This is a genomic window from Gordonibacter faecis (assembly GCF_030077735.1).
Taxonomy (GTDB): domain Bacteria; phylum Actinomycetota; class Coriobacteriia; order Coriobacteriales; family Eggerthellaceae; genus Gordonibacter; species Gordonibacter faecis.
Window position 1 is genome coordinate 39,660 of sequence record NZ_JASJEU010000020.1, and the last position, 25,554, is coordinate 65,213.

General features: G+C 62.4%; 25 protein-coding genes, 1 tRNA gene and 1 pseudogene. 11 read left to right on the forward strand and 16 right to left on the reverse strand.

Annotated elements, in window-relative coordinates:
• Positions 1-46: 46 nt before the first annotated feature.
• Together QNJ86_RS10100 and QNJ86_RS10105 are read right to left on the reverse strand one after the other, a co-directional pair.
• The gene (locus QNJ86_RS10100) at positions 47-2,167 is read right to left on the reverse strand and encodes a glycosyltransferase family 2 protein (RefSeq protein ID WP_283832497.1); all 2,121 of its coding nucleotides are present in this window, start codon (positions 2,165-2,167) and stop codon (positions 47-49) included.
• A 24-nt stretch (positions 2,168-2,191) separates the two neighbouring features.
• Positions 2,192-3,505 carry a glycosyltransferase family 2 protein gene (locus tag QNJ86_RS10105; protein WP_283832498.1) on the reverse strand — a complete coding sequence of 438 codons (1,314 nt, stop codon included), beginning with the start codon at positions 3,503-3,505 and terminating at the stop codon, positions 2,192-2,194.
• A 248-nt stretch (positions 3,506-3,753) separates the two neighbouring features.
• Between QNJ86_RS10105 and QNJ86_RS10110 the strand changes: the two genes are divergently transcribed.
• Positions 3,754-3,828, forward strand: a tRNA-Glu gene (locus tag QNJ86_RS10110).
• Positions 3,829-3,848: 20 nt separating this feature from the next.
• Here QNJ86_RS10110 and QNJ86_RS10115 read toward each other — a convergent pair.
• A complete protein-coding gene (locus tag QNJ86_RS10115; protein ID WP_283832500.1) occupies positions 3,849-4,766 on the reverse strand; it encodes an EamA family transporter in 918 nt (305 codons plus the stop codon).
• A 376-nt stretch (positions 4,767-5,142) separates the two neighbouring features.
• Positions 5,143-6,246, reverse strand: a complete 1,104-nt coding sequence (locus tag QNJ86_RS10120; protein ID WP_283832501.1) for a glycosyltransferase family 2 protein — start codon at positions 6,244-6,246, stop codon at positions 5,143-5,145.
• Positions 6,247-6,461: 215 nt separating this feature from the next.
• Between QNJ86_RS10120 and QNJ86_RS10125 the strand changes: the two genes are divergently transcribed.
• Entirely contained in the window at positions 6,462-7,955 is a 1,494-nt protein-coding gene (locus QNJ86_RS10125; RefSeq protein ID WP_283832503.1) for a glycosyltransferase, read from the forward strand.
• Positions 7,956-8,016: 61 nt separating this feature from the next.
• Positions 8,017-9,528, forward strand: coding sequence for a DEAD/DEAH box helicase (locus QNJ86_RS10130; RefSeq protein ID WP_283832504.1), 1,512 nt, complete (start codon positions 8,017-8,019; stop codon positions 9,526-9,528).
• Between the two features lie 67 nt (positions 9,529-9,595).
• Here QNJ86_RS10130 and QNJ86_RS10135 read toward each other — a convergent pair whose 3' ends face one another.
• From QNJ86_RS10135 to QNJ86_RS10145, 3 genes and pseudogenes are all read right to left on the reverse strand, one after another.
• On the reverse strand, positions 9,596-9,898 hold the full coding sequence (locus tag QNJ86_RS10135; protein WP_283832505.1) for a hypothetical protein: 303 nt from the start codon (positions 9,896-9,898) through the stop codon (positions 9,596-9,598).
• A pseudogene (locus QNJ86_RS10140) lies at positions 9,895-10,100 on the reverse strand (DUF1667 domain-containing protein). Before QNJ86_RS10140 ends, QNJ86_RS10135 begins: the two are co-directional and overlap by 4 nt.
• Before the next feature lie 155 nt (positions 10,101-10,255).
• Complete coding sequence (locus QNJ86_RS10145) at positions 10,256-13,180, reverse strand: FAD-dependent oxidoreductase (RefSeq protein WP_283832507.1); 2,925 nt, start codon at positions 13,178-13,180, stop codon at positions 10,256-10,258.
• A 100-nt stretch (positions 13,181-13,280) separates the two neighbouring features.
• On the opposite strand from QNJ86_RS10145, the gene QNJ86_RS10150 reads away from it, so the two are divergent.
• The 4 genes from QNJ86_RS10150 to QNJ86_RS10165 all read left to right on the forward strand — a co-directional run bounded on the left by QNJ86_RS10150 (position 13,281) and on the right by QNJ86_RS10165 (position 16,910).
• Complete coding sequence (locus QNJ86_RS10150; protein ID WP_283832508.1) at positions 13,281-13,658, forward strand: NifB/NifX family molybdenum-iron cluster-binding protein; 378 nt, start codon at positions 13,281-13,283, stop codon at positions 13,656-13,658.
• A gap of 113 nt (positions 13,659-13,771) precedes the next feature.
• Positions 13,772-14,464 (forward strand): response regulator transcription factor, encoded by a 693-nt coding sequence (locus QNJ86_RS10155; RefSeq protein WP_283832509.1) that lies wholly within the window; start codon positions 13,772-13,774, stop codon positions 14,462-14,464.
• A complete protein-coding gene (locus tag QNJ86_RS10160; RefSeq protein WP_283832510.1) occupies positions 14,457-15,866 on the forward strand; it encodes a sensor histidine kinase in 1,410 nt (469 codons plus the stop codon). The genes QNJ86_RS10155 and QNJ86_RS10160 overlap by 8 nt, the downstream gene beginning before the upstream one ends.
• A 90-nt stretch (positions 15,867-15,956) precedes the next feature.
• A complete protein-coding gene (locus QNJ86_RS10165; protein ID WP_283832511.1) occupies positions 15,957-16,910 on the forward strand; it encodes a hypothetical protein in 954 nt (317 codons plus the stop codon).
• Positions 16,911-17,136: 226 nt separating this feature from the next.
• Here QNJ86_RS10165 and rplT read toward each other — a convergent pair whose 3' ends face one another.
• The 3 genes from rplT to infC are packed head-to-tail and all read right to left on the reverse strand — an operon-like array spanning position 17,137 to position 18,293.
• Entirely contained in the window at positions 17,137-17,490 is a 354-nt protein-coding gene (gene rplT, locus QNJ86_RS10170; RefSeq protein ID WP_283832512.1) for a 50S ribosomal protein L20, read from the reverse strand.
• A gap of 21 nt (positions 17,491-17,511) precedes the next feature.
• Positions 17,512-17,709 (reverse strand): 50S ribosomal protein L35, encoded by a 198-nt coding sequence (rpmI, locus tag QNJ86_RS10175; protein WP_283832513.1) that lies wholly within the window; start codon positions 17,707-17,709, stop codon positions 17,512-17,514.
• Positions 17,709-18,293, reverse strand: a complete 585-nt coding sequence (infC, locus tag QNJ86_RS10180) for a translation initiation factor IF-3 (RefSeq protein WP_283832514.1) — start codon at positions 18,291-18,293, stop codon at positions 17,709-17,711. The genes rpmI and infC overlap by 1 nt, the downstream gene beginning before the upstream one ends.
• 366 nt (positions 18,294-18,659) lie before the next feature.
• Between infC and QNJ86_RS10185 the strand changes: the two genes are divergently transcribed.
• Positions 18,660-19,070, forward strand: coding sequence for a YbaN family protein (locus tag QNJ86_RS10185; protein WP_283832515.1), 411 nt, complete (start codon positions 18,660-18,662; stop codon positions 19,068-19,070).
• A 6-nt stretch (positions 19,071-19,076) separates the two neighbouring features.
• Here the strand turns inward: QNJ86_RS10185 and QNJ86_RS10190 are convergent, their stop codons facing one another.
• Positions 19,077-19,529, reverse strand: a complete 453-nt coding sequence (locus QNJ86_RS10190; protein ID WP_283832516.1) for a MerR family transcriptional regulator — start codon at positions 19,527-19,529, stop codon at positions 19,077-19,079.
• A gap of 174 nt (positions 19,530-19,703) precedes the next feature.
• Here QNJ86_RS10190 and QNJ86_RS10195 point away from each other — a divergent pair, with 174 nt between their 5' ends.
• Both QNJ86_RS10195 and QNJ86_RS10200 read left to right on the forward strand, forming a co-directional pair.
• Positions 19,704-20,381 carry a flavodoxin gene (locus QNJ86_RS10195; RefSeq protein WP_283832517.1) on the forward strand — a complete coding sequence of 226 codons (678 nt, stop codon included), beginning with the start codon at positions 19,704-19,706 and terminating at the stop codon, positions 20,379-20,381.
• A gap of 175 nt (positions 20,382-20,556) precedes the next feature.
• The gene (locus QNJ86_RS10200) at positions 20,557-21,045 is read left to right on the forward strand and encodes a flavodoxin (protein WP_283832518.1); all 489 of its coding nucleotides are present in this window, start codon (positions 20,557-20,559) and stop codon (positions 21,043-21,045) included.
• Positions 21,046-21,049: 4 nt separating this feature from the next.
• Here QNJ86_RS10200 and QNJ86_RS10205 read toward each other — a convergent pair whose 3' ends face one another.
• Positions 21,050-21,907, reverse strand: coding sequence for a LysR family transcriptional regulator (locus tag QNJ86_RS10205; RefSeq protein WP_283832519.1), 858 nt, complete (start codon positions 21,905-21,907; stop codon positions 21,050-21,052).
• A gap of 123 nt (positions 21,908-22,030) precedes the next feature.
• Between QNJ86_RS10205 and QNJ86_RS10210 the strand changes: the two genes are divergently transcribed.
• The gene (locus tag QNJ86_RS10210; protein WP_283832520.1) at positions 22,031-22,873 is read left to right on the forward strand and encodes an aldo/keto reductase; all 843 of its coding nucleotides are present in this window, start codon (positions 22,031-22,033) and stop codon (positions 22,871-22,873) included.
• Between the two features lie 166 nt (positions 22,874-23,039).
• Here QNJ86_RS10210 and QNJ86_RS10215 read toward each other — a convergent pair whose 3' ends face one another.
• The 4 genes from QNJ86_RS10215 to QNJ86_RS10230 form a co-directional block, all read right to left on the reverse strand.
• Positions 23,040-23,186 (reverse strand): hypothetical protein, encoded by a 147-nt coding sequence (locus tag QNJ86_RS10215; RefSeq protein WP_283832521.1) that lies wholly within the window; start codon positions 23,184-23,186, stop codon positions 23,040-23,042.
• Between the two features lie 123 nt (positions 23,187-23,309).
• Positions 23,310-24,086, reverse strand: a complete 777-nt coding sequence (locus QNJ86_RS10220; protein ID WP_283832522.1) for a DmsC/YnfH family molybdoenzyme membrane anchor subunit — start codon at positions 24,084-24,086, stop codon at positions 23,310-23,312.
• 15 nt (positions 24,087-24,101) lie between these two features.
• Positions 24,102-24,977, reverse strand: a complete 876-nt coding sequence (locus QNJ86_RS10225; protein ID WP_283832523.1) for a TorD/DmsD family molecular chaperone — start codon at positions 24,975-24,977, stop codon at positions 24,102-24,104.
• Positions 24,974-25,549, reverse strand: a complete 576-nt coding sequence (locus QNJ86_RS10230) for a 4Fe-4S dicluster domain-containing protein (protein ID WP_283832524.1) — start codon at positions 25,547-25,549, stop codon at positions 24,974-24,976. Before QNJ86_RS10230 ends, QNJ86_RS10225 begins: the two co-directional genes overlap by 4 nt.
• Positions 25,550-25,554 lie beyond the last annotated feature (5 nt).

The following is a 25,554-nucleotide window of genomic DNA, read 5'->3' on the forward strand; positions in this document are numbered from 1 at the left end:
CGCCACCAGGCGCGCAGTTTTGTTATGGAACTCGTGCATTAAGTGTCTATCCGCGTACCTTGCGCAACACGTCTACTGCTTTGCGGGGTAGGAATGTTACGGTGCGGCCTACGCGGTAGCTTACTGAGCCGTAGAATTCGTCGATTTCGGCGCGCTGGCGGGCGTTGTCCTGCTCGAGGGCGCGAATACGACGCTGCAACTCGTCGATGCGGCGGAAGTTTTCCTCGCGCAGGTACTGGTCGGCCGGCTGCTCCAGCAGAAGCAGCGCGCGCTCGTAGTCGCGCGCCTCGTAGAACCAGCCGCGGTCGTACTTCTCAAGCTCCACCACCTCACGCAGCGCCTGTACCGCAAACGGCCCAAACGCAAGCACAGCCTCCTTCGCGCGCAGCGAGTCCATCCAACCAAAGAAGCTGGTCAGCACCGAATTCACAAACGACTTCTCCAGCCGCTCAAACTGCCCCGCACTCACCAAATCTTCCTTGAGGGCGCGATAGCTCTCCACCAAGGCAGCGGCCACCCGCGCGGCGCGCTCGGGCACGAGATGTGTGTGCGGCTGCATTTCCAGCAAATACCCGTTGATGGGACAAATGCTCGAAGCGCCCAGAAGCGCGCCCGCCACACTTTTCACGTCGGCCGGTGCCACGGGATGCGCCAGCAGATGCTCGCGACGGAACAGCTTATTGCGCGCGCTCAGCGACGAGAACGTGAACAGCCGCTCAGGCACCTCGCCCGGCGCAAACGTTTCGCGCTCGTCGGCCTGCCCCGTGCCCGTCGGGTCGGACAACATCTTGAGGTCGCGGCACATATCCTGCGTGCGCAGGTTGTGGAAGCCGTCGCGAATAGTCACCACATCCGCGCCCGTTTCCGCAGCGCGCTCGTGCATGAGTTGAAGTGCGTTCGGATCGTAGCGGTCGTTCAGATTCGCGAACAGCACATAGGCACCGCGTGCCTCGGCCACCGCGCGCGCGTAGAGCGACGCCGCATCCTCGCCCGCCTCGGCGCTTATCACGCGGGCACGGGCGTCATCCTGAGCGCACGTGCGCAGCGCGGCCGACATGCGCTCATCGAGCCCATCGTCCACGCAGAGCAACTCCACACGCTGCTCGAACTGGTTCGCCACCGACACGAAGCCCTCATCAATGCTGCCAGCACCCACGGCCGAGGCCACCACCGTAATGACGGGCTCCTCCTGCGCCACCGCGCGCGCCGAGCGAATGAACCCAAGGGCGCGCCCCGCGATTTCATCCACATCCCCACACGCATCCACCAGCTCGTGCTCGGCCAAAAAGTTCTCAAACGCTTCCGCAAACTGCACGCGGTCGTCGAAACTCATAAACTGCACGTCGTCGAACAGGAAGTTCCCCGCCCAGGTCAAAAGCTCGCCCTGGTGCCCGCGCAGAAAGCCGCGACGCTCCCACTCCCCCACCACGTACTGCACAATCTTGAAGTGCAGGTTCACCTTGCGCGTGCGGTCGGCGTAGAACGTGTCGATGGCCGACCCCTCGCGCTCGCAGCGATAGTGGTAGAAGCGGTCGGAGCAAAACGCCACGCACGACGCGTACGGGAACGTGCAGAACTGAAACGCGTTGTCCTCGCCCAGCTTCAACTCTTCGTTGAATCTCAGCTGGTGAATGTCAAGCAGCGGACGCGCGTACAGCTTGTTGCACATGAGCGGGAACGACCCCGTCTCCTGGAACAGCGCGCGCACCCCTTCGCTTTTGTACGAGATGTCGTGCGTATCGAAGCACCGGTCGATCCACGCCACACTGGGAAAGGTCTCGCCACCGAACACCACGATGTCGGCCTTTTCGCGCCGCGCCACGTTCACCAGCTTTTCGCAGGTGTTGGGCTCGATGAAGTCGTCGGAGTCCACGAACAAAATGTAGTCGCCGCGCGCGTTGTCCAGCCCCACGTTGCGCGCATGGGATACACCAGCGTTCTCCTGATGGATCACTCTCACGCGCGCGTCGCGGGACGCATAGTCATCCAACCGTGCACCCGAACCATCGCTTGAACCGTCGTCGATACACAACACCTCAATATCGGCCAGCGTCTGGCCCAGAATGCTGTCCAGGCATGCCTCCAGGTAGCGTTCCGTGTTGTACACGGGAACAATGACGGTGACGCTCGGGGCGCTCTGCTGCGTTTGATCGGTGGTTTCGGCCATATGAGCTTCCTGCCTTCCTGCGGCTTATTCGGTTTCCTTCGATTCCCCTGGTTGCTTATGTGATAACACAGTCCGTTGCACAAGGCGCGGAATATAGCACAGCGCTTGACCCACTTTTTGCTCGGCGGCGTTCATGTGCTCGTTGAACGTTGCCTGCAATGTCTCGTAGTTCTCATGCGAGACGGCCAACTCATCGCGCACCGACGCAAGCTCTTCCCGCAGAGCATCGGACACGCGGGCAGCGTCGTCAAGTTCGTGCTCAAAGTGTTTTCGCTGCGCTTGTTTGTCGTAATATTCCACCGCTGCGCGATAGCTGTTCACGTCGCGCTCTTCGGCAGCCTCGGAAAACAGCCGGAACGCGTAATCAGCCGGATTGAGCTCCTGCACATCGTGCAGAAATTCCTTGTAGCCCTCTTCCAGAAACACGGACTCGTCGGCGTCGAGAAGGCCCAGATCGCGCAAGCCCCCCTCATCCACCAGGGCGCGGCGCACCGCAGAGAAGCCCTCGAAGGTGCGCAGCGTATGCAAATTGTAGCGGCATCCGTCCACCGCCCAGTTGGCGTAGGCAACAAATAAATCGTCGAAGAGGCCTTGCGCTTCCAAGAAGGCCTTGAGGTTTTTGAACGCCACCAAAAAGTCGAGCGGGTGCTTGTCCTTGCCCGCCATCACGTTGCCGCCGGTACCTTCGCGGTGGTAGACAAGCGCCTCGTCCACGCACGTGATGCGCTCGGCCAACACCAGCGCCGGCGCGGAGAACATGAGGTCTTCGGTCAGGTGAATGTCTTCCTGGTAGCGCAGGTTGTGCGCTCGCACAAACGACGTTTTCATCACCTTGTTCCAGGGGTAGTTCCCGAACGCGCGGAACAGCCACGACGGGTTGTCGCGCCACGAGAACACGTCTTCGGGGTAGCGGTCGCGCAGCACACACCACCACGCGCGCAGCGGCACACCCACGCGCTGGTCGAACTGGTTGAAGGGCAGCACCACAATGTCGGCGTCGACGGACTCAAGCTGCGCCACGGCCACTTCCAAAAGCCGCGTGTCCACGTAGTCGTCACAGTCGAGGAAGTAGAGGTAGCGCCCGCGCGCCCGGTCGATGCCAACATTGCGCGCCGCGCCCGGGCCCTTGTTCTCCTGCCGGATAACCACAAAGCGCTCGTCGCGTGCAGCGTAGGTGTCAAGCAGGCTGGCCGAGGAATCGGTAGAGCCGTCATCCACGCACACAATTTCGATGGCGTGCAGCGTCTGTTTAGCCAGGCTATCGAGGCATTCTGCCAGGTAAGCTTCGGCGTTATACACGGGAACCACAACACTAACCAGCGGTGCATCTGACGACATGTCCGTCCTTGTCTTTCGAGTCCTGCAAAAAGCCGCCACGCGGCTCTGTGCATAGTGTACCGCACAAACCCCAAACCCTCAGTTTCTTCAACAGGATAAGAAAAGGTGCCTTGAGGGAAAGCGGCGGAAGGTGTGGTGGCAAATGCCTCGTAGGAAATTCGGTTGAAGTTTCACAAAAATCACTCTTGCCAAGAGGCGCGTGCTTTGCAATAATGTTCGGGCTGCGCTCCGCAGGGAGCAACGCCTTCGTCCCCATAGTCTAGAGGTCAGGACGCGGCCCTTTCAAGGCTGAGACACGAGTTCGATTCTCGTTGGGGGCACCACACTTTACATCCCCGGTTGCTTAGGCAGGCGGGGATGTTTTCGTTTTCGCGGGAAGTAGGCTGGGAAGTTGGGACACCACCACGCCGGCGAGAATAATGATAACACCGGCGGCTTGGAGGGCATCCACGGGCTCGCCGAGGGCGAACACCGAGATGAGAATGCCACAGGGTAGCTCAGACGACGCCATAATGGTGGACAGGCCGCACGGAAGATGCGGCGTACCAATGCCGAACAGTACCACGGGTATCAGCAGCCCAAATGCGCCCAGGATGAGGCCATACTTCCAGATACCCGCCTGCAGCGCGCCGCTTACGAAGTATGTTGGGCACACGGCGAAACCGAGGACGCACGCGCCCAGGCACACGATGAGACCGCGCTGGATAGGCGGCAGGCCCACGCCGATGCGGCCCGACAGAAACATGAAGAGCGCCGTGCTGACCGCGGACAAAAGCCCGCACACCACGCCGAGCGGGTCCACGTCGGCAAGCGTCTCGGAGAAAAGGCCGCTCGCGAGAAGCGTGCCACCTAAGATGATAACGGCCGCTGCCAGCTCAGCGCGGTGGGGGCGTCGGCGGGTCACCGCAATTTGTATGACCACACCAATCCAGGTGAACTGGAATAACAGAGTGATGGCGACAGCCACGGGAAGCTTCGTCAACGCGAAATTGTACAGCACGCAGGTGGTGCACGTAGTGAGCCCTAGTCCCATGAGTTTGGCAATCTGTATCGGCGCAAGCCGCACGGGCCGCTTACCTCGAAGCATCTGTATCGCAAGAACCACAGCAAACAAAAGCGCCCCGAACAAGGGTTGACTGGCGACAATCTGCGTCCAACCGAAGCCGTCCATGAGGGCAAACTTCACGGTGGTAGCCATGACGCCGTAACTGGCCCCGCCCGCAAACACGAGCGCTGAATATGTGAGGGTGTTTTTTCGCATGGGGTTCATTCTAGCGCAACAGTGCCGAAGCGGCGCACGAACGACATGTCTCCAGCAGCCGCATGAGCCTCTTGGAGGCAAAACGTAACTTAAAGATTACATTTTTTGCCGTTTGACCGGCACTTTTGTTGTGAATAACATTTCAGTGTGACATGAAATACGTGCCCAGTCACTACTTATTCTAAGTAAAAAGATAAGCTATGATGTATTTGCAAGGTGGATAGGGAGATGAGGGAGCTTGCGTCCAAGCAGGACAAGAACTTCCTATCCGTCTTGCCGTTCATTTAATTGAACGGCAAGACGACTGAGTGTCGCGTGAACACGGATCGCACTACATATCGCTGAAACGTCAGATATGAGCGTCAAAGGCGAACTCTCAACGGCCTTCGTGGTCGGCTTTCGTTCCCAGATAGGTTTTCACCATGTGCAGCGTGTTGGCTGGCCCTGTGTTTTTGAGCGTGTACCAGCCCTCGCGCACCAAACTTCTCACGTAGGGCAGCTTCGGGAAGTCACGCTCAGGCTTGCCGGTGAGTAACAAATACAAGCGCTTATAACCAGGCGAAATATTGTCATCGGTGAGCACTAATTCCTCGTTCATGCGCGCCATCATGCCGCGCGCCGCCTCGCGCACGCCCGGGCAGTCAAGGCCCACCGTCTCCAAGATGCCGCCCAGGTAGGTAAAGCCGCGGCTGTTGTGGGCTTTCCACACACGCTCGTCGCGCACACCAAGAGTATCCAGCGCGTTCGCCATTTCCTGCCAGCGCTCGATGGGCAGAAGCGGATTCGCCTTATGGAAGGCGAGCGTCTTTTCCTCGGTTTCCTCGCGGTAGCAGTAGAACGGCTCGTCGAGGTAAGCAATGGCGTCGGTCTGGCACAGCGTCTCGATGAGGAACGGGTTGTCGGCCCAACCGGAGCCGGGATACTCGCGAAAGCGGATGCCCTTTTCGCGCAGAAAATCCGCGCGGTACACGGCCGACCAGATGGAAGGATGGTGGCACAGAAGGTGCGCCGCCTCGCCGATGGAAAACGGCTGGCGATGAGGGCGAATGCGACTATGGTAGCTGCAATGAAGCTTGCGCTGCTGCGGCGTGTCGGGATTGATGATACGCCAATAGGGCGTCTTTATGATATCGACGGACGCATCGAGCGTCTGCGCGAAGGCCAGCATGCGCTCGTACATGGCGGGTTCAATCCAGTCGTCGGGTTCCAGAATGGCAATCCACGTGCCACGCGCCTCGTCCATACCACGGTTGCACGTGGCCCCGTAGCCCTGATTCCCCTTGTCAATGACGCGAATGCGCGGGTCTTTGGCCGCGTGCGCCTGCATAATTTCCAGGGAGCGATCCTTGCTGCCGTCGTTTAAGCAGATGATTTCAATGTCTTTGAGCGTTTGCGCACAAATGCTTTCAAGAGCCTGATCAAGGTAGGGTTCTGCGCCGTACACGGGGACGACGACGGAGAGGATGGGCGGGTTTACCATGCGTACTTCTTCGCTTCCTGTCGCGATCTCGTTCAAGCGCCCATAATACCACAAGGCCTGAGACTACCGCTCATTGGCAAAAGAGCCCCGAGAGTCCCCTTCCCCCGTGGGTTCCGCCTCAGGCAGAGGCACGACGGGCCTCGCCTGGAAGTCGTCACCATCAAAACCGCATCCGGAACGTGGGGAAAAGTTTCCGCTTGAAGGGCAGTTGAGGTATGATGAAGGGTATGGAACACGACGATACGGCAGCCTTGTATACTTCTGACGCACGCCCAGACGGGTCGACCCACGTGCAGGCACTGGCGACGCGCAAGGACGGCGCGTCGGTTGATTTGACGGCTGCGCCCGTCGACGAAGACGCGGCTACCCTCCCTGATGAAGAGGCGGCTATCCCTGCTGACCAGGACGTAGCCACACCGCTGCGGCCGCGGGTTATTGTGATGCATGCTTCGGTGGGCTCGGGGCATCGCAGTGCGGCGCTGGCCATTGCCCAGGCCTTCGAACTGCTGCGCGACGAAGCGGCGGCGCGGCGCGCTGCGGGCGCGGCCAACTACGACGGCGCGGCAAGCGCCCTGCCCCCCATTCCCGAGGACTACGAGGTAGAAGTGCTCGACGTGCTTGACTGGGGGCGCATCAAGTTCGACGGCGACCATGCCGCCTCGCTCTTCACGGGTGCCACGCGTCCCATCTATGACCTCACCTGGCGCTATACGCTCACCGGTCGCCTTCTGTGGGCCGGCGGCTCGGTGTGGTCGCGCATCATGTTCCCCGCGTTTACTGAACACGTACGCAAAACGCGCCCGTTCGCCGTGGTGTGCACACACATCACGGCCGCCAACGTGGCGGTGGGTGCGCGCATGCTGTCCGGCGTGGAGTTCCCCATTGTGTGCGTGCCCACCGACTACGAAACCGAGGGCCTCTGGCCCCATCGTGGCGCCGATGTGTTCTGCGTGGCGAACGAATCGATGGCTGAAACTCTGCGCGCGCGCAAGCTGCCCGAGGAACGTATTCACATCACGGGCATTCCCACACGCGAAGACTTCCGCCGCCCCTATGACCAGCGCGAAACGCGCGAGCGGTGGGGGCTGCCGCAGGACAAAACCGTCGCGCTTGCGCTGGCTGGCGCTCACCTGCCGCGCCCCTACGTGCACTTTCGCGAGGCGCTGGACAAGCTCTTACCCTACGTGCACCGCTTCCAAGGCTTACACCTGGTGCTCATAGCCGGACGCGACGAAACCTACGCGCGTCACCTGCGCCAAGCGGTGGACGATCTGGGGCTTTCCAACGTCACAATACTCGACTACGTGGAGGACATGGCCGCGCTCATGGCGGCAAGCGACCTCGTCATCTGTAAGTCGGGCGGCCTCGTGGTGACGGAGTGCCTCTGCGCGCAGGTGCCCATGATTCTGCTCGGCCGCGCCTATGGCCAGGAGAAAGTGAACGTACGCATGCTCACGGCACTGGGCGCCGCCATGCATGTCACCACGGCGCGCGAGCTGCTGGACGCGCTGCGCCACATTGAGAAGAACCCGGAGAGCATCCGCTCTATGCTCATCAACGGCTCCTTTTTGCGCCATCCCGACGCGGCGCGCGATGTCGCCCATGCGACGTTTGAAGCCGCCCAGCACCCGAAAAGCCCCGATGACCCCTTGCGCAAGAAACACTTCCTGCGCTTCTACTGGGGCGGCAAGCCCGCCCACACACGCTAACGAACCGGGTGGCGCTCGAAGGCGCATGCCCCCTGCTCATCGAAAGGAACGAACCGCACCTATGACCGACTTCACCGAACTGGGCCTCTCGCAAAAGACCCTCGACGCCGTTGCGCGCCTGGGCTACGAGGCCCCTACCCCCGTGCAGGAGCAGGCCATTCCGCTGGTACTGGAAGGCCGCGACCTCATTGCCGCCGCCAAAACGGGCACGGGCAAAACAGCTGCTTTCTCACTGCCCGCGCTGGATGGGCTCGAGCACGCCAAGGGTGGCCAGGGTCCGCTCATGTTAGTGGTTACCCCCACGCGTGAGCTGGCACAACAGATTGGCGAGGTGTGTTCTTCCATTGCCGTATCCACGCACCACCGCATTGCCACCGTGGTGGGCGGGCTGTCCTACGAGCCGCAAATCAGCAAGCTCAAGCGCGGCGTGGATGTGCTCATTGCCACGCCGGGGCGCCTCGTGGACCTCATGGAGCAGGGTGCCGTGCGTTTGGGGGATGTGGAAGTGCTCGTGCTGGACGAGGCCGACCGCATGCTTGACATGGGCTTTCTGCCGTCCATGCGAAAGATCATTGGCGCCACACCCGACACCCGCCAAACGCTGCTATTCTCGGCCACCATCGACCGCTCTATCATGAACAGCGTGGGGAAACTGCTGCATGACCCCGCACTGGTGGAAATTGCCCACAAGGGCGAAACGGCCGACACGGTGGAGCAGTTCATTGTGCGCACCCCGCAAACACTGAAGCCTGCCCTGCTCAAGGCCGTGCTGGCGGAGAAGGGGGCGCGGCGCGTCATCGTGTTCACGCGCACCCGCAGCCGCGCCGATGCCACGTGTCGCCGTTTGAAGAAGGTGGGCTACACGGCTGAGGCCATTCACTCCGACCGCTCACAGAACCAGCGGCGACGCGCACTCGACAACTTCGCCGACGGCACCACCGACGTGTTAGTGGCCACCGACGTGTTGGCTCGCGGCATCGACGTGGAGTGCGTCGACCACGTGATCAACTACGACTTGCCCACGGTGCCTGAGGATTACGTGCACCGCATCGGCCGCACAGGCCGCGCTGGCGAGGAAGGCTGGGCCATTTCGTTTGTGAGCCCCGAGACCGAAGAGGCGCTGCGTGACATTCAGAAACTGGTCAAGCGCGAGATTCCCGAGATGGAGATAGCCTCGTTTGACGAGCAGGCCGCTCTTGCCGAGTCCGCCGCACATGCCACGCGCAAGGCAGCACGCACCGACCCCGACATCGCCCAGGCCGCTCGTGAGCTGGCCCGTCGCGAGCGCCGCAAGGAGAAGGCGCGCGAAGCGACCGCTGAGGGTACGCCCGCGAAGGGGCCGCAGCAGGGAGCAAAGAAGCGCACGGGTAAGAAGCCCGTTGGCGTATCCGGCGCGCAACCGAACCGCCAGCGCCCCGCCCAGCAAAACGCCAAGCGGAAGCCTTCGCAGGGCAGCACCCAGCCTAAGCCGAAACAAGCCTCTCCCAAAAAACCCACGTCCGGCGGCCCCGATCTACGCCCCGGCCGCGCCCACCGCGCCGCCGTTGCCAAACAGCGGGGAAAGAGGCGCTAGAGTCCGACACAAGAACGCCCGTCACTCGACGGGCGTTCTTACTACAATGTAACGCGATGAGCGAATCTTAGCCCAAAGGGTCTTTGTTTTGGTTGGCGGCTACGCGGACGAGGCGGTTGGCTAACCATACGCAGCCGGCCAGTACTACCAGGGCACTGCCGGTGAGGAGCCATTCGCCTTGCAACAGTTCGGCCAACAGGAAAAACGCCGCGGCGGCGGCTACGAAAATCAGCACCACTACCCCTACGGCCACAAGGGCAGTTCCCGCAATGCGGGCGCCACGACCCTCTTCGTGTTCTGCCGCTTTTGGTTCCTCTTCTGCCATGGTGGTACCAGCCCTTCCCTGCGTATGTGTGTTGTGAACCATCATGGTACGCTCTTTGTGGCCACCACGTCCACGCCGGTGCCGCATACGTCGGCGATGACGACCGCACCCTCCGCGACCGGTGCTTCCACCTGCGCCGATAGGCACGCCGCAAGCACCTCAGCCACGCGCTCTTTCGGCACGGGGCGCGGGTCTTCACGCTGAGCGGCTCCAGGCATCCCACTGCACACACAACTGCGGTCACCATGCGCTCGGGCGCGGTGGCCTCGCGCACGGCGTAGGCGGCACCACGCGCGCACGTGTTGCCGCTCACGTCCGCCACCTCGCCTCGCTCGTTAAACGACACTTCCAAGAGGCACCCCAAGGGACAGCAAATGCAGGTGAACGACGCAATTTCGGTGGCTACTTGCACGGCGCGTCACCTCCTTGTGGTGTGGGGCGCGGCGTATCGGGCGTACCTTCCACACGCACGCGCACGGACGCGAAGCCTGCCACCTCGGCACCCGTGAGAGGAATCTGAATCATTTCAGCGGGCACGGCCACCATGGTCTTTGCCTTCTTTATCAGGTGCACCGCGCCGCTTGCGTTCGTTCCTTCCACAATGAAGCGCGGGGTTCGCAGCGGCTTTGAGACGCGCAGCGAGAGCGTGATGCGCTCGGTTGCGTCGGTTGCGGAGTTAAGCCGTTGGGGCACGACGTAGCGCACACCCTCTCCAGCGCTTACCGGCACGCTGCCCTGTGCGACAGCCCCTTCCCCGGCCGCAAGGCGGCGGGCATAGGCGGCCGCAGTGGCTCCGGCGAGGTCACCTTCTGCTGAGGCATGGTCAGCCAAGTCGTGCACGTGCAGCGCGTTTCCGCAGGCGAACAGCCCGGGCACGTCGGTCGCGAGGCGATTGTCCACCACCGTGCCGCCGGTCACCCTGTCGAGCATGGCACCAGCCGTAGTGGCTATCTCGTTTTCGGGTACGAGCCCTATCGACAAAAGCAGCGTGTCACACGGCACGCGGCGCTCGGTGCCGGGAAGGGGCGTGAGCGTTGCGGGATCCACCTGCGCCACATAGACTGCCTCCAGACGGCCCGCGCCCTCCAGACGCACGACCGTGGTGCTGAGGTGTAGCGGAATGTTGAAGTCGTCGAGGCACTGCACGATGTTACGGCGCAGGCCAGAGGGCCTATCGAGCAGCTCGTAGACGCCCTCTACCTCCGCGCCCTGCGAGGCCATGCGGCGCGCCATGATAAGCCCGATGTCGCCCGAACCCAACACGACAGCGCACCGCCCCGGCAAGCACCCTTGCAGGTTCATGAAGTTCTGCGCGCTGCCGGCCGAGAACACACCCGCAGGACGGCTCCCCGCCACGTTGAGCGCGCCGAGGCCCCGCTCGCGCGAACCGGTGGCCAGCACAACGGCGCGCGCGTGCAGCGTACGCATGCCCGCGCGGCCAGACGTATGCACGGCAAGCTCCCCCTCCGCAGCGCGTGTGGCATCAAGGGACAACACCGAAGCGTCCGCCAGCACCTCAACCGCGGCCGGCAACGCCGCAATCTCGCGTGAAGCGTATTCGGGCCCCGCCAGTTCTTCGCCGAATCGGTGCAGGCCAAAGCCCACGTGTACGCACTGCTTGAGGATACCGCCCTGTCGCGCCTCGCGATCAACCAACAGCACGCGCTCGGCACCACCCGCCACCGCCGCGCGCGCCGCCGCGAGACCGGCCGCGCCACCACCCACCACCACAACGTCGTAGGGGCATTCCGGGGCGGCACTTCCCGCCGTCGCGTCTGCGGCACGCACCGCAGCCTCGGCGCGCGCAGCCTCGGCCTGAGCAAGGCTGGCGTAGTCCGGGCGCGCCGTTGCTGTGAGCGGCGAGCCTGGCAGACGTTTGTCCAGCTTATCGGGCGCAACCCCCGTCTCGCGCGCCACAATTTTCGCCACCTCGGGCGAGCAGAAGCCGCCGTGGCAGCGACCCATGGTCGCGCGTGTGTGCCATTTGAGCGTGTCGAGCGAAAGTACCGGCACGGGCGCGTGCAGCGCCGCCACCACCTCGGCTTCCGTCACCTCGCAGCAGCGGCACACCACATGGCCCGCCCGCGGGTCAGCCGCGACAGCACGGGTGCGTTCATGCTCGCTCATCAGGTGAAACGGCTTCGTTTGCGGCCGATAAGGGTTAAAGTTCGCACGAGGACGCGCGCCCAAAATGTCCGCCACCTCACGCGCAAGAGCCACCGCCACTGCGGGCGCCGACGTAAGCCCCGGCGAGTCGAAGCACGCCACGTTGAAGAACCCGGGCGCGTCGTCGGGCTGACCAATAACAAAGTCGCCCTCGGTTCCCGTCGCACGCACGCCCGCAAAGTTCGCAATGATGCCGCGCGGCGTCAGGCCAGGCCAGGTGCGCCGCCCCGCGTCAAGCACCGCCGACAAGCCCTCGGCCGTCGTGGACGCGTCATCCTTGTCCGGCTGCTCAACGGCGGTCGGCCCCACCAGCAGGTTGCCGTGCACCGTAGGGGTGACGAGCACACCCTTCCCCACCTTTGAGGGCGCCTGGAACAGCGTATGGGAAAACGTCGTGCCGAAGTCCGTGTCAAACAAGCAGTACTCGCCGCGGCGCGGTACGATGCGCAGCGTGTGCGCGCTCACCTGGTTGTTCAGCTCGTCGGCATGTACACCCGCCGCGTTCACCACTGCGCGCGCCGCAAACCGCGCGCCCGAAGCCGTCTCCACCACATAGCGCGCCCCGCCACCGCGCGCGTCGGCCGCACCGCCCTCACCACCAGCACCTTCCCCACGCGCAACGCGTTCAACCCGTTCGTTAAAAAACACCTGCGCCCCGTGCTGAACCGCCTGCTCCAGACTAAACAGCGCCACCTCGTACGGGTCGCAGATAGCGGCTGTGTCGGCCAGAAGCGCCCCGCACGCCTCCCCCGCCGCTGGCTCCAGCGCCCGCACCTCGGCACCCGTCAGCACGCGCAGGCCTTCCACGCCGTTGCGCTTACCACGCTCGGCAAGCGCCCACACGGCTTCAAGCTCTTCCTCCGTGAATGCCAGCACCAGCGAGCCGTTGCGCTGATACGTAAATCCCAGCTCATCGGCCCACGTGGGAAACAGCCGCGAGCCCGCCAGGTTAAAGCACGCCTTCAGTGTGCCGGGCTCAGGATCATAGCCTGCGTGCACGATGCCGGAATTCGCACGCGTTGCCCCACACGCCACATCGTTGCCGGCTTCCAGCACCGCCACGCTCAGTTCAAAGCGGGAAAGTTCGCGCGCACACGCAGCTCCGACCACGCCAGCGCCCACCACAACCACGTCATAATATGGTTCATTTTGAGTGTCCATGTCGTTCAGCTTACTATTTTTCCCCGCTGGGCGAAAGGGTGGGCGCGAAATCGGGGCATCGCGGTATCGTATGAGGAACGAATTAGGCGAAAGGGAGCTTATGAGAATTGCGGTGGCAAGCACCGGCTTGGAGGTAGCGCCTCGCTTTAGCCAGTGTACCAGCTACATGTGTTATACGGTGAGCCGCGGCGTTATTGTTGAATGTCAGAATATGCCCAAACCCGCCGTGTCGGGTGCCAAGTTGGTGTCGCTTTTGAGCGAGATTGGCGTCGACGTGCTTATTGTGGGAACCATTGAGTACGACATTGCGAATTTGTTCTGCCACGCGGGGGTTGAAGTGATTGCCGGTGCGTCGGGCAGTGCACGCGAAGTGGCGCAGGGCTACCTCACCCGTACGCTCACCGGGGTTGATGAGCTGTGCCATCTGGACGACTGGGATCGTGAGGACGAACCAGAGCACAACTTAGCAGAAGCGTAAATGGCGCCCCTGCGGCGCCTCTCACCCCTTGTGCGCCCCGTCGTTACCGTTTCGTGACAGAGCGCTGGGATACTGTCCCTTTCGCGAACGATTGACGGAAAGGCGGACTTCCCGTGGCGCACATTCTTGTCGCTGAAGACGAAGCACCTATCAACGACCTTATCTGTCGCAACCTTCAACTTGTCGGACACAGCACCGCCTCCGCCTTCGATGGCGCCGAGGCCCTTACCTGCGCGCAGGGCGGCAGCTTTGATCTGGCGCTCATTGACGTGATGATGCCCGTCCTGGACGGCTTTGAGGTGAAGCGCCAGCTGGACGACGACCTTCCTGTCATATTTGTTACCGCGCGCAGTGACCTGTCGAGCCGCCTTGATGGCCTCAATTTAGGGGCGGACGATTACGTGGTGAAACCCTTCGAAACGCTAGAGTTGCTGGCCCGAGTGGAAGCAGTGCTGCGCCGCACGAACCGCCAGCAGCGCGTCTTCGAGCACGCCGGGGTGCGCGTTGATTTCGACACTCACCAAGTGTTTCGCAACGGCGAAGAAGTGTGTCTGGCACCGAAGGAGTTCGAGTTGTTGGACACGCTTGTGGTGAACCGCAACCTGGCGCTTTCGCGCGAGCGGCTGCTGGAGCTGGTGTGGGGCTTTGACTTTGTGGGCGAAACGCGCACGGTGGACATGCACGTGCTGCGGCTGCGCAAGAAGCTGGGCTGGGAGGATGTGATCCAGACGGTGCGTAAGGTGGGGTATCGCTTGAGCACGCGCACGGGGGCAGCTGCGGCGGCGGGGCGTGGCGGCCATGCGTAACCTGCGCTTTTGGCAAAAGACCTATCTGCTCACGCTGGCGGTGGCACTGGTGGCACTCTGCGGCGGACTGGCCTTTATCGGCTGGCAAACCCAGCAACAAATGCTGGAAGCACAGGTAGAAAAAACGAGGGGTGAGCAGGCCTTCGTGGCCCAAAGTCTTGTGCGGGACCTGGAGGTGGCGCACTCCGGGACCGGTGCCGCGCTGCGCGAGGCGGCGCTCGCCCGCTCCTACGGCGACTACTACGCGCGCGACGGCGCGTATCTGGAAGTGACGCGCGCGGGCGTAGTGCTGTTTTCGAATTTGCCGGGCGAGCCTGAGGCGCAGTTCAGCGTGCAGCCCGGCGAAGACCTGCAAACGTGGATGCGAACGAGCCTCGGCGACACGCACGTTGTGATAGTGAAGAGTGCACTGCCCGACGAGTTTGCGACCTATGAATTGTCGTACGCGCGCTCGCTCGAGCCGCTGCGTGCCACCTGGGAGCAGATGCGCCTGACGCTGGTTGTAGGGTGCGCCGCCGTGGCCCTGGTGCTGGCCGTGGGGCTATTCTTCGTACTGCGCAGCCTGTCGCGTCCCCTGGAACGTTTAGCGCACACGGCTGATACGTTTGCCGCGGGCGAGAGGTCGGTGCGCTCCGCTGAGGCGGGAAACGACGAGATAGGCACGCTGTCGACCAGCTTCAACGCCATGGCGGACGCGGCTGAGGCCGACATCAACGAGATCAGCCGCATCGCCGAAGCGAACGCACGCATGGCCGCCAGCCTCTCGCACGAGATTCGCACGCCTCTCACCGCCGTGCGCGGCTACGCCGAATATCTGCGACTGGCCGACGCAACCGAGGATGAGCGCGACTCCGCGCTGCGCTACGTGGTGGAGGAAAGCGAGCACTTGCAGAGCATCGCGCAACGCATGCTGCAACTGTTTTCGCTGGAGGCGGACGAAATAGAACGGGTGCCGGTCGACCTGTCCGAGGTGGCTCGGAGAGCGCTGCGCACCGCCGAAGCCGCCGCCCGCGAACGCGGCGTGGAGGTGTGTGCCGTACGCCTTGATGCCGCCTGCGTTGCGGGGGACGAAGTGTTGCTAGAAAGCCTGGTCACGAACTTGTTGTCAAACGCCGTGGCCGCGTGCGAGGCGAGTGGCATCGTGCAGGTATCGGTGATCGCTGAAGGTTCGCGCGTGACGCTTTCCGTGTCCGACACCGGACGCGGGCTTGCCCCCGAAGAGCTTGAGCGTTTGGGTGAGCCCTTCTACCGCCCCGACAAGGCCCGCAGCCGCGCCCACGGCGGTGCCGGTTTAGGGGTGGCGCTGTGCGTGCGCATTGCACAGGCCCATGGCGCAACGCTGTCGTTCCGCTCGCAGGAAGGTGAGGGAACCGTGGCCGAGGCGGAATTTACCGTTTCGTAACACACCGGTATTCAGGCGATGACCACCGCGCGCGACTATAGAGGCACACCGAGCGCACGAAGCGCCGGGACCCCTCGAAAGGAGAACGACATGGTTATGACCACGAAAGCGAAGGCACGCGCGAGCGGCACCCTCATCACTATTGGTATTGCCGCGTGTTTGGTGACGGTGGGATCCGCCGGGTTGGGATCGTACATTGCGCTGGCGGGCGAAGACGGCGCGGGCGTGGTGGAAAGCGCCTCCGTGCAGAGCGCTTCGGCCGCCGTGACCGACGAGGTGCAGGCCCCCGAAGGTCTCACCGTGAAGGTGGATGACCGCGGCATCGCGCTTCCCGAAGGCAATGTGTCGGCGCAGTACGCCGTTGCCGCTGCCGCCGAGGTGGCCGAACGCGCCTACGACCACCCGGCAACGGGCCGTGCCCAGGCGGTGCTTCGCAACAGCGAGACAACCACGGCCCCTGAAGCAGACTACATTCACGGCCTATTTTGGGATGTGCTTCTTGAAGTGGATGGCGGCTCCGTATCAGCCACTATCGTAGCTGATGGCGGCGCCGTAGCAAGTTCCAACTTCGACCCCTACGAAGGCAGCTGGCAGGCATTTGATGATTGGAACGATGAGACTGGTGAAGGTCCCAACTTTGGCACCGAGGCTGAACTTATCGCCTTCCGAAAAGAAGTACATGAGAAGTACGGCGAGGATTACGGCAAGCCTTTGATGAGCGAAGAGGAAATCGCGAAATTTCGCGAGATGAAGCGAAACGCCGCTATAGAATTTGCCGCAGGGTTCGCTAACGAACCTCACGCAGCACGCGCAGTTGAACTGGTTAATGAACGCAATCTCGGCAACGGCGCAACGGCCGTCTCGGCCACCATCGTCACCACAGGTGGCAGTGGCCCCGTTGACGAGGAAATTCAGACTAAGTACTACATCGATGTCACCTTGGACAACGGCACCCACCTGTTCGTGCAACTCGGCCAAGATGACCAAGCTCTCTACGGCTACGAAACCTGCCCCACCGACTGGCTCACCAGCATGTACGGCTAAGCTTCCAACTTCGTAAACTTCCCTCCCCGCACAACAAAGGCCCCGCTCACGCGGGGCCTTACGCATAGGTAGAACCAAAGTCAGCGAGAGGCGCTGAGGTGCCCGAAATCGCCCCGTTTCGCGGCCGAGCGTGCTTCGCACGTGAGGGTAAGCGAAAAAGGGGCGAGATTGGGTGCCTCAGCGCCTCGCAGCATCGAGCAGTTTCGTCGTTCGTAGAACGACGAAACTAAAGAGCCTTCTTCGCCACTTCCACCACGGCGGCGAACGCGGCGGGGTCGTTCACGGCCATGTCGGAGAGCACCTTGCGATCCAGCTGCACGCCGGCCTTCTTCAGGCCGTTCATGAACACGGAATAGCTCAGGCCGTTGATGCGGGCAGCTGCGTTGATGCGGGTGATCCACAGACGACGGATGTCGCGCTTCTTGTTGCGACGGTCGCGGTACATGTACTGCAGCGAGTGCTGCACCTGTTCCTTCGCAGCGCGATAGGAGCGGGACTTCGCACCGTAGTAACCCTTGGCGCGGTTGAGAACGGTACGACGCTTCTTGTGGGCGTTAACTGCACGCTTAACACGAGGCATTGAGTATCACTCCTTTTCGACTTAGCGAAGGCCGAGGTTGCGGGCGACGACCTTCTGGTCGGCCGTGGCGATCTCGGTTTCGTGGCGGAAATTACGCTTGCGCTTCTGGCTCTTCTTGGTCATGATGTGGCTCTTGAAAGCCTTGGAGCGCATGATCTTGCCGGAACCGGTGACGCGGAAACGCTTCGCGGTGCCGCGGTGGGTCTTCATCTTAGGCATTACTCGTCCTTCCCTTCTGCTTCCTTTTTCTCGGTTTCCTTTTTCTTCTTCGCCGCAACCGCAGAGGGCAGAGGGGCGATGAGCATGTGCATGTTGCGGCCTTCCATCTTGGGCTGGCTCTCGATGACGGCCATTTCCTTCAGGTCGTCGGCGAGGCGCTCCAGGATGGTGAGGCCCTGTTCCGGGTGCGCCATTTCGCGGCCGCGGAACATGATGGTGATCTTCACCTTGTTGCCATCGTCGAGGAAGCGCAGGACGTGCTTCTTCTTCGTGGTGTAGTCGCCGATGTCAATTTTCGGGCGGAACTTCATTTCTTTGGTTTCGATCTTGCTTTGGTTCTTGCGCGCCTGCTTGGCTTTGATGGCCTGATCGTACTTGAATTTGCCGTAGTCCATAATGCGGCAGACGGGCGGTTCGGCCATCGGCGCGATCTCCACCAGGTCAAGTCCCTGGTTGTCGGCGATCCGCTGGGCTTCCGCCGTGGCGTAAATGCCCAGTTGCTCGCCATCGAATCCGATGAGACGGCATTCGCGGACGGTAATTTCTTCGTTGAGCCGGGGCTCCTGAGCAGCTATCGCGCTCACCTCCTAATCTTTCGCGCTTGCGCGCTTCACTAAAAAACCCGCCGCCTCGGGAGGCGACGGGTTCGCAATCGTGTGGCGAGGCGTGAACCTCGGTATGCGAGCGACCCATCAGCAGCCGAAGCGCCGAATCAGGTGGAGGGTTTCCCCTCGCTTGAATAAACAGCCTGCCTATTGTAGCACGTGGAAACTTTCGCGCAAGAGGGTATTTTGCCATCCCTCGGGAAAACCCGTCAGTTCGGCGACACATAACAGAGGGCGCGCGGGCTTTTGTTATACTGCGACTACCAGATGCCCGAGTCCCTGCGCTGCGCGCGCCGCGTGTGCGCCTGCGAACAGGGCCGCCTTGTACGACGGAAAGGACACCTCATGAACCGCGTTTCCCGCCTGCTCATGCTTGCCGTCGCTTGGATTGCCTGCATCCTTGGCTGCATTGGGGTATTCGTGCCAGTACTGCCCACCACTCCCCTGCTGTTGCTGGCGACGTTTCTGTTCGCGAAATCATCGCCGCGCTGCCATGCGTGGATCGTGAGCACGAAGGTGTACCGCACCTACGTGGCTGCGTTCAAGGAAGCCGGCGGCATTCCGCTGGGCACGAAGGTGCGCATTCTGGCAGTGTCGTTCACCGTGATGGGACTGAGCGCCTGGTTTGTGCAAAAGCCTGTGGTGTGGGCCATCCTTGGCTGCGTAGCGGTGTTCCTGCTGTGGCTCATGCTAATCCGCATCCCCACCATCACCCCCGAACGCGTCCAACTAATCCGCGCCAAAGAAGCGGAATGACACGGCTTAGTATCGTACGATGCCGCAGAGTTCTTTGATGGCGCGGATGTCGGGGGGTAATTCCTCAAGCGGGATGGCTTTCACGGCATCCTCGGAGCCCAGTTCAAGCGCCTTGTCGTAGTACCAACACTTGTAGGTGATGAAGTCGAGCGTCTCCTGCAGGCGCTCCAGTTCCTGCTTCACGGCGTCGCGCCGGTCGTAGATGAGCGCGCGGCGGTCGCCAAGCGTGGCGTCGCCCTGCTCGTACAGGTCGATGTAACGCTTAATCTCTTTGATGGGCATGCCGGCGCACTTCAGCCGCTCGATGAAGCGCACCCACTCAAAGTCGTCCTCCGTGAACATACGGATGCCGCTGCCGCTGCGGTTCATGTGCGGCAACAAGCCCTCTTTATCGTAGTAGCGCAGCGCCGAGGCGGGAATGCCCAGTTCCTTGGCCGCGTCGCCGATGGTGTAGAGCACGGTTTCCTCCTTTGTGCGGAAATTTATATTTACCTCTTGACTTGAAGTTAACTTTAAGTTCTAGGATATCTATCGAAGTTACGGAAGTAAGAACGAACACAGGGTAGCAGCAATGGAATCGCTTGTCCATGGCGAAGATCACCAAGGAGAAGCAACCAGAAGAAAGGAAGCACCATGAAACCGACGACCAAAACGATGAGCCGCCGCGCCTTTGTGGGAGTGTCTGCCGCAGCGCTTGCGAGCTTGGCGCTGGGCGGATGCGCGCAAACGCCCGTTGAAGAGCCAACGCCCGCACCGGAACCTGAGCCCGAGCCGCAGACGCCGGCGAACGACGTTGCACCCGAAACAACTACAGAACCCACACTGGCCCCTGCACAGGGCGCTGCCGTAATCGCCGTGTTCTCGCGCACCGGCAACACGCTCGCGCTGGCCGAGGCAATCCAAACGCGCACGAACTTCGACCTCGTGCGCATCGAACCCGCCGCACCCTTCCCCGATGACTACGACGAGATGCTCACCGTAGGCCAGCGCGAACGGGACGAAGACGCGCGCCCGGCACTCGCCGATAGCGTGTCGAGCCTGGCCGACTACGACACCGTCTACCTGGGCTTCCCCGTCTGGTGGGGGCACATCCCGCAGATCATACGCACGCTCGCCGATCGCGGCGACTTGGCCGGCAAAACCATCGCGCCATTCTGTACGTCAGGCTCCAGTTCCATCTCTACTTCAGTGGCCGACCTGCGCGAGCTTTGCCCCGATGCCACCGTCCTCGAAGGCCTCACTGTCACCGAGTCCGGTCTGTCTACCAGGGACACGCGCGCCGAGGAATGGCTCGCGTCGCTTGGCCTGTAGAAAAAGGTATCTAAACTATAAATACCAACTCCAATCAACACGCGCTTGTGATGGGTTCGATCGGCTTCGGCATGGCCGTACTCGCCGGTAGTGCGATGACAGCCTGCACCCCGCAACCGAAAAATCTGCCGAGCGGCAGTACGGAAAAGAGAAAACAAAAGAAAGGAACTCACTTATGAGCAGCACAAAAACCCTCGTTGCCTACTTCTCCGCCTCGGGCGAGACGGCACGCCTTGCACGCACCATCGCCAGCGTGTGTGGCGCCGACCTGCACGAAATTCAGCCCGCACAGCCCTATACGGCCGCCGACCTCGACTGGCACGACCAGACCAGCCGCAGTAGCGTGGAGATGAACGACCCCACCTCACGACCCGCCATTGCCAACCGCGTGACCGCCATGGATGCCTACGACACCGTGTTCGTCGGCTTCCCTATCTGGTGGTACGTTGCACCCACCATCGTAAACACATTCCTTGAGGCGTACGACTTCGCGGGCAAAACCGTCATCCCCTTCGCCACCTCCGGCGGCAGCGGCATGGGCCGCACCGAGGACATCCTGAAAACCTGCTGCTCCCCCGACACCCGCTGGCTCCCCGGTAAACGCCTCGCCAGCCGCGCCCGCGAAGCCGAAGTACGCCGCTGGGTGGAAAGCTTGGGACTGTAAACGCTCAGTTTTCGAGGGCCAACCGCTTTTCCAGCCAGACCATAAACTCGCGAAAGCGGAAGTTGGGGCGGTTGACGGCGACGAGGGAGAATTGCACGTGCACGTCGTCGTCTGTGAGGGGGATGATGTGGCGGCCGCCTATCATGCGCCCGCTTTCGGGCGTGTTCGTGACGAAGCCCGGAAGCGGCGAGGTTTGCGCGAGCTGGCCGAACACCACGTAGTCGTGCTGCACGACGTAGTGCGCGCGGGGCATGTGCCGCTCGCATATCTCGCGCCAAAAGCCGATGCCTGCGAAGATGAGGAAGGTCTCGCCGTCGAGGTCGACTAGCGCCAACTCGTCGCGTCCCGCAAGCGGGTGACCTTCTGGCAGAGCGGCGAACAAGTCCTCGCGCATGAGCGGAACCGAGAGCATGGTGGAAAGATCCGGCACGTACGGCAGGATGGCAAAGTCGAGACTGCCGGACATGAGCCTCTGTTCCAGCTCCTTCAGCGGAAGCATTTCCGGCATGACCACCAGGTTGGGCTCGCGCTCGGCGATGGCGGGCACGAGCCGCCAGAGCGGTGCCGGGGCGCACGTTCCCACGCGCAGCACGCGCGATGCGTCGCGCCGGGCACGCAGCGCCTCCTGCATGCGGTCAGCCTCGGCGAGCACCGCGCGGGCGCGCTCCACGGCAAGCTCGCCCGCGTCGTTGAGCTCCATGCGGTTCTTCGTGCGGTCGAAGAGCGCCAGTCCCAGCTCCGCCTCAAGCCGCTGGATGGAGCGACTGAGCGCCGACTGCGACAGGTGCAGCTGGTCGGCCGCCTTAGAGAGCGTCCCGTTACGCGCAATGGCATCCAGTTGTTTCAGCTGTTCCAGTTCCATAGCCATTCATTTCATCTTGCGTCTAACACATAGTAACTTTCCCTTTCGGCATTGTACTTCCGCGCAGCCGAGGCGCACACTGGAATCAGCAAAAACCTTCCACCACAACCGAAAGGACGCAACATGGAATTCGTCACTCTAAACAACGGTGTGCAGATGCCCAAGCTGGGATACGGCGTGTACCAGGTGGACCCCGCGGAGTGCGAGCGCTGCGTAAGCGACGCCATCGCCGCAGGGTATCGCCTCATCGACACCGCGCAGGCCTACTACAACGAGGAGGGCGTGGGTGCCGCCATGGCCAAGAGCGATGTGCCGCGCGAGGAGCTGTTCATCACCACGAAGGTGTGGATCTCAAACGCCGGCGAGGCGAAAGCAGCCGCTTCCATCGACGAGTCGCTGCGCAAACTGGGCACCGACTACCTCGATCTATTGCTCATCCACCAGCCGGTGAGCGACTACTACGGCACCTGGCGCGTTATGGAGGCCGCGTACGCCGCCGGCAAGGTGCGCGCCATTGGCGTGTCGAACTTCTACCCCGATCGTCTGGTGGACCTGTGCAACTTCGTGGACGTGCAGCCCGCCGTGAACCAGGTGGAGACGCACGCGTTCATGCAACAGCAGAAAGCGCACGAGGTCATGGCCAAGTACGGCGTGGTGCACGAGTCGTGGGGTCCCTTCGCCGAGGGCCGCAAAGACTTCTTTAATAACCCGGTACTCGCGGCCATCGGCGCGAAACACGGCAAAACGGTGGCACAAGTGGCGCTGCGGTTCCTCATCCAAAGCAACGTGGTGGTCATCCCGAAGTCGGTGCGGCCGGAGCACATGGCCGAGAACTTCGACGTGTTCGACTTCACGCTGGACGCCTCCGACATGGACGCCATCCGCGCCCTCGACCAGGAGGAAAGCGCCTTCTTCAGCCACTACGACCCCGAAACCATCGAGTTTCTGGCAAACTTCGGGAAGTAAAAAGAGGGAGAAGTCAGCCACAACACCTTCGGCCGTCGCTACAGCGAGCGGCCGAAGGCGCGCAGCTCTTCAAGCTTGGCAGGCGATTTGTTTTCCTCACCGACGCCCGTGAGCACCTCGATATCCTCGACGCCAAAGTAGCCTTGGATGAAGCCGTGGTAGATAACTATTCCGTCGCCGTGATTCCAAGGGTGCCTGAGAGGGTGGCGATGGCGTCCGCGCCGGACACCGCGTGCCCCAGTTCATAGAGGCTGCCACTCGGCGAACAGCTACCGAAGAACATGACCACGTCGCCCCATTGCAACCAGTCCACACATCAAGGTCGCCGCGCAGATCAGTCCCACTATCTTCCTCATTCTACCCCACCTACTTTCGGTCAATTCCACTGCACAGACACGCCTCTACTCCTTCCCGCACCTGTGTAAAGCTTCAAAACTTACAAAACACTTGCGGCGTAGAAGGTGTAGCGGGCGACAACTACGCCGGCGAAGATGCAGATGAAGGTGAGTCCAGAGGCAGCGGGTACGGATAGTTTGTTCGCTCGTGCGAGGAGTGTGACGGCTGCCGATGCCACGGCGAGTACGACAGCCACCGTGAAGGGAGTGATGTCGTGGCCCGTGGCCGCGAACTGCATGCTCACGGCAACCATCGACGCTGCGGCAAGCAAGGCCAACACCGCGGCAGCTACGGCAAACACGGCCTTGCGGTAGCGTTCACCTTTGAAGAGCCCCGCGAGCGCGGCACCCATGGCCAGGTCACCAATGACAAACAGGGGCAGGGTTGGCCACGCGGCCCAGGCAGGATTGCCGTAGGCCGTGAAGTACGCCCAACCCATGATGCACATCAGCACGAACCCGCAGAGTGCCGCCAGGATGCGCACCACGCGCGGGCTTGTGCCTTTGCGCGCTAGAAACACCAGATCAACTAGCACCAGCAGCCCGAACGCAATCGACCAGTACGCCTCTTCAGCAATCATGGACGTGGGGTTCGCCAGCGCCAGCAGGAAGCGCTCGGGGCGACCGAGGTGCCCGAGCACGCCCAACAGGCCCACGCCCAGAAGCACCAGACACGCCAGCGGGAAAAGCCACGGGCGTTTCGCGTTCGCCTCGCCTTCGCCGCTGAGGTCACTGGGGAGAAATGCATACACCACATACGCACCGGCAGCCAGGCCGCCAAGCGTTGTGAACAGGAACAAGGGGAATTCAGAAATCATGTCAGCCACCTCTTCTTATGCTGCGCCCAGCGAGGCATCGCGCCCGCAGGGAACCAACTCGTAGTCTTCACTGCCGAACGGCCGCACAGAGGCGAGGCCAGCGAGCGCGTGTTCGAAGTCCGCGAGGGAAGCGCCCTCTGACGCTTCGAGAGCAAGCCCGTCCAACGACTCGACCCAAAACGCCGCCTCGGTGAGAAACGTTGCATCCACGGCCGCGAATGCCGCAAGGGCCTCGATGAGCTGCGGATAGAGCACCGCCGTCTGCGAACGGCGCTCCGACTGGGCAAACGCCTCCAGCCAGCTTGTCAGATGTGCGCGCACGAACGCCAGTTCATCACGCAGCTCGGCGGCAAGCGCCGCCACATCCCCCGCACGTAGCGCGGTAAGCGCCGCCCGCGCCCGCTCCGCCATGAACGCACACAGCAGCGCCACATGGTCGTCGGGCACACGCTGCAGCCGCTTCGGCTCCACACCGTGCGCGCGGTAGGCGGCGCGCACGGCAAGCGTGTTCTCCTGGAAAAGCGTTGGCTCCTTCGTGAGGTACGGCGACTCCCAGGTGGGTGCAGGGAGCGCGCCCGGGCCCACGAACAAGCGCGTGTACTCGTCGCGCGCCGCATCGAGCAGTGCCGCACGGTCCTCGCGCGCCGCTAGCGCCTCCAAGAAAGCGGCGAACCCACGCATCGTCGCGTCATCCTCGGCGTATAGGCCCGCTCCTTCCGCAGGTGCCTGCCCAAGAAGCGCCTCGAGCACGTCCGCATCCGGCGCAGCGCCCATCAGCTTGTGAAACAACTCGTACAGATACACCCGCGCCAGCAGCAACTCTTCAAGCGCAGCCGCCCGCTCCCGCGCCTCATCTGCGGCAGGTGAGGCAAGCTGCGTCTGCGCGCTCACAGTGCCACCTCGCGGAAGTCTTCGCGCAGGGCCGCCGGCGACGCATCCACCAGCAGGTTCGGATTCGTGAAACTCGCCGAAGGCAACACTGGCAGCTCACGCGCCGCTTCGCCGTGCAAGGCGCGCAACTCGTCCACGTCGCCGAATTCGATGGCGCGCATCGGGCAGGCATCCACGCACACCGGGTTGCGGCCGTCCGCGCGCAGCGCTTTGCAGCTGTCGCACTTCACAATCATGTTCTCCACCTCGTCAAGCTGCGGCGCGCCGTACGGGCACACGGTCATGCAGTTGCGGCACACCACACAGCGCTCGTCGATGTGCTGTACAGTGCCGTCGTCGGACACAAACATCGCGCCGGTCGGGCAGCCCGCCACACACGCAGGTTTTTCGCAGTGGTTGCACGACACCGACAGCTGGAACATGTCCACGTTCGGATACGTTCCGCACTCGAAGGTGCCCACGCGGCGCGGGCGTGGCCCGGCCTGTTGCAGGTTGTGGCGATCTTTGCAGGCCACCTGGCAGGTTTTGCAGCCGATGCAGCGCTGCAGGTTTACGTAGAATCCCAAGCTCATGGCGC

Coding starts and splice junctions, on each gene's coding strand:
- QNJ86_RS10165 (WP_283832511.1), top strand. CDS start 15,957: ATGGTTATGACCACGAAAGCGAAGGCACGCGCGAGCGGCACCCTCATC.
- QNJ86_RS10105 (WP_283832498.1), bottom strand. CDS start 3,505: ATGTCGTCAGATGCACCGCTGGTTAGTGTTGTGGTTCCCGTGTATAAC.
- QNJ86_RS10195 (WP_283832517.1), top strand. CDS start 19,704: ATGAAACCGACGACCAAAACGATGAGCCGCCGCGCCTTTGTGGGAGTG.
- QNJ86_RS10185 (WP_283832515.1), top strand. CDS start 18,660: ATGAACCGCGTTTCCCGCCTGCTCATGCTTGCCGTCGCTTGGATTGCC.
- QNJ86_RS10100 (WP_283832497.1), bottom strand. CDS start 2,167: ATGGCCGAAACCACCGATCAAACGCAGCAGAGCGCCCCGAGCGTCACC.
- rplT (WP_283832512.1), bottom strand. CDS start 17,490: ATGCCTCGTGTTAAGCGTGCAGTTAACGCCCACAAGAAGCGTCGTACC.
- QNJ86_RS10115 (WP_283832500.1), bottom strand. CDS start 4,766: ATGCGAAAAAACACCCTCACATATTCAGCGCTCGTGTTTGCGGGCGGG.
- QNJ86_RS10150 (WP_283832508.1), top strand. CDS start 13,281: ATGAGAATTGCGGTGGCAAGCACCGGCTTGGAGGTAGCGCCTCGCTTT.
- QNJ86_RS10145 (WP_283832507.1), bottom strand. CDS start 13,180: ATGGACACTCAAAATGAACCATATTATGACGTGGTTGTGGTGGGCGCT.
- QNJ86_RS10120 (WP_283832501.1), bottom strand. CDS start 6,246: ATGGTAAACCCGCCCATCCTCTCCGTCGTCGTCCCCGTGTACGGCGCA.
- QNJ86_RS10125 (WP_283832503.1), top strand. CDS start 6,462: ATGATGAAGGGTATGGAACACGACGATACGGCAGCCTTGTATACTTCT.
- QNJ86_RS10130 (WP_283832504.1), top strand. CDS start 8,017: ATGACCGACTTCACCGAACTGGGCCTCTCGCAAAAGACCCTCGACGCC.
- QNJ86_RS10160 (WP_283832510.1), top strand. CDS start 14,457: ATGCGTAACCTGCGCTTTTGGCAAAAGACCTATCTGCTCACGCTGGCG.
- QNJ86_RS10205 (WP_283832519.1), bottom strand. CDS start 21,907: ATGGAACTGGAACAGCTGAAACAACTGGATGCCATTGCGCGTAACGGG.
- QNJ86_RS10200 (WP_283832518.1), top strand. CDS start 20,557: ATGAGCAGCACAAAAACCCTCGTTGCCTACTTCTCCGCCTCGGGCGAG.
- rpmI (WP_283832513.1), bottom strand. CDS start 17,709: ATGCCTAAGATGAAGACCCACCGCGGCACCGCGAAGCGTTTCCGCGTC.
- QNJ86_RS10230 (WP_283832524.1), bottom strand. CDS start 25,549: ATGAGCTTGGGATTCTACGTAAACCTGCAGCGCTGCATCGGCTGCAAA.
- QNJ86_RS10220 (WP_283832522.1), bottom strand. CDS start 24,086: ATGATTTCTGAATTCCCCTTGTTCCTGTTCACAACGCTTGGCGGCCTG.
- QNJ86_RS10210 (WP_283832520.1), top strand. CDS start 22,031: ATGGAATTCGTCACTCTAAACAACGGTGTGCAGATGCCCAAGCTGGGA.
- QNJ86_RS10135 (WP_283832505.1), bottom strand. CDS start 9,898: ATGATGGTTCACAACACACATACGCAGGGAAGGGCTGGTACCACCATG.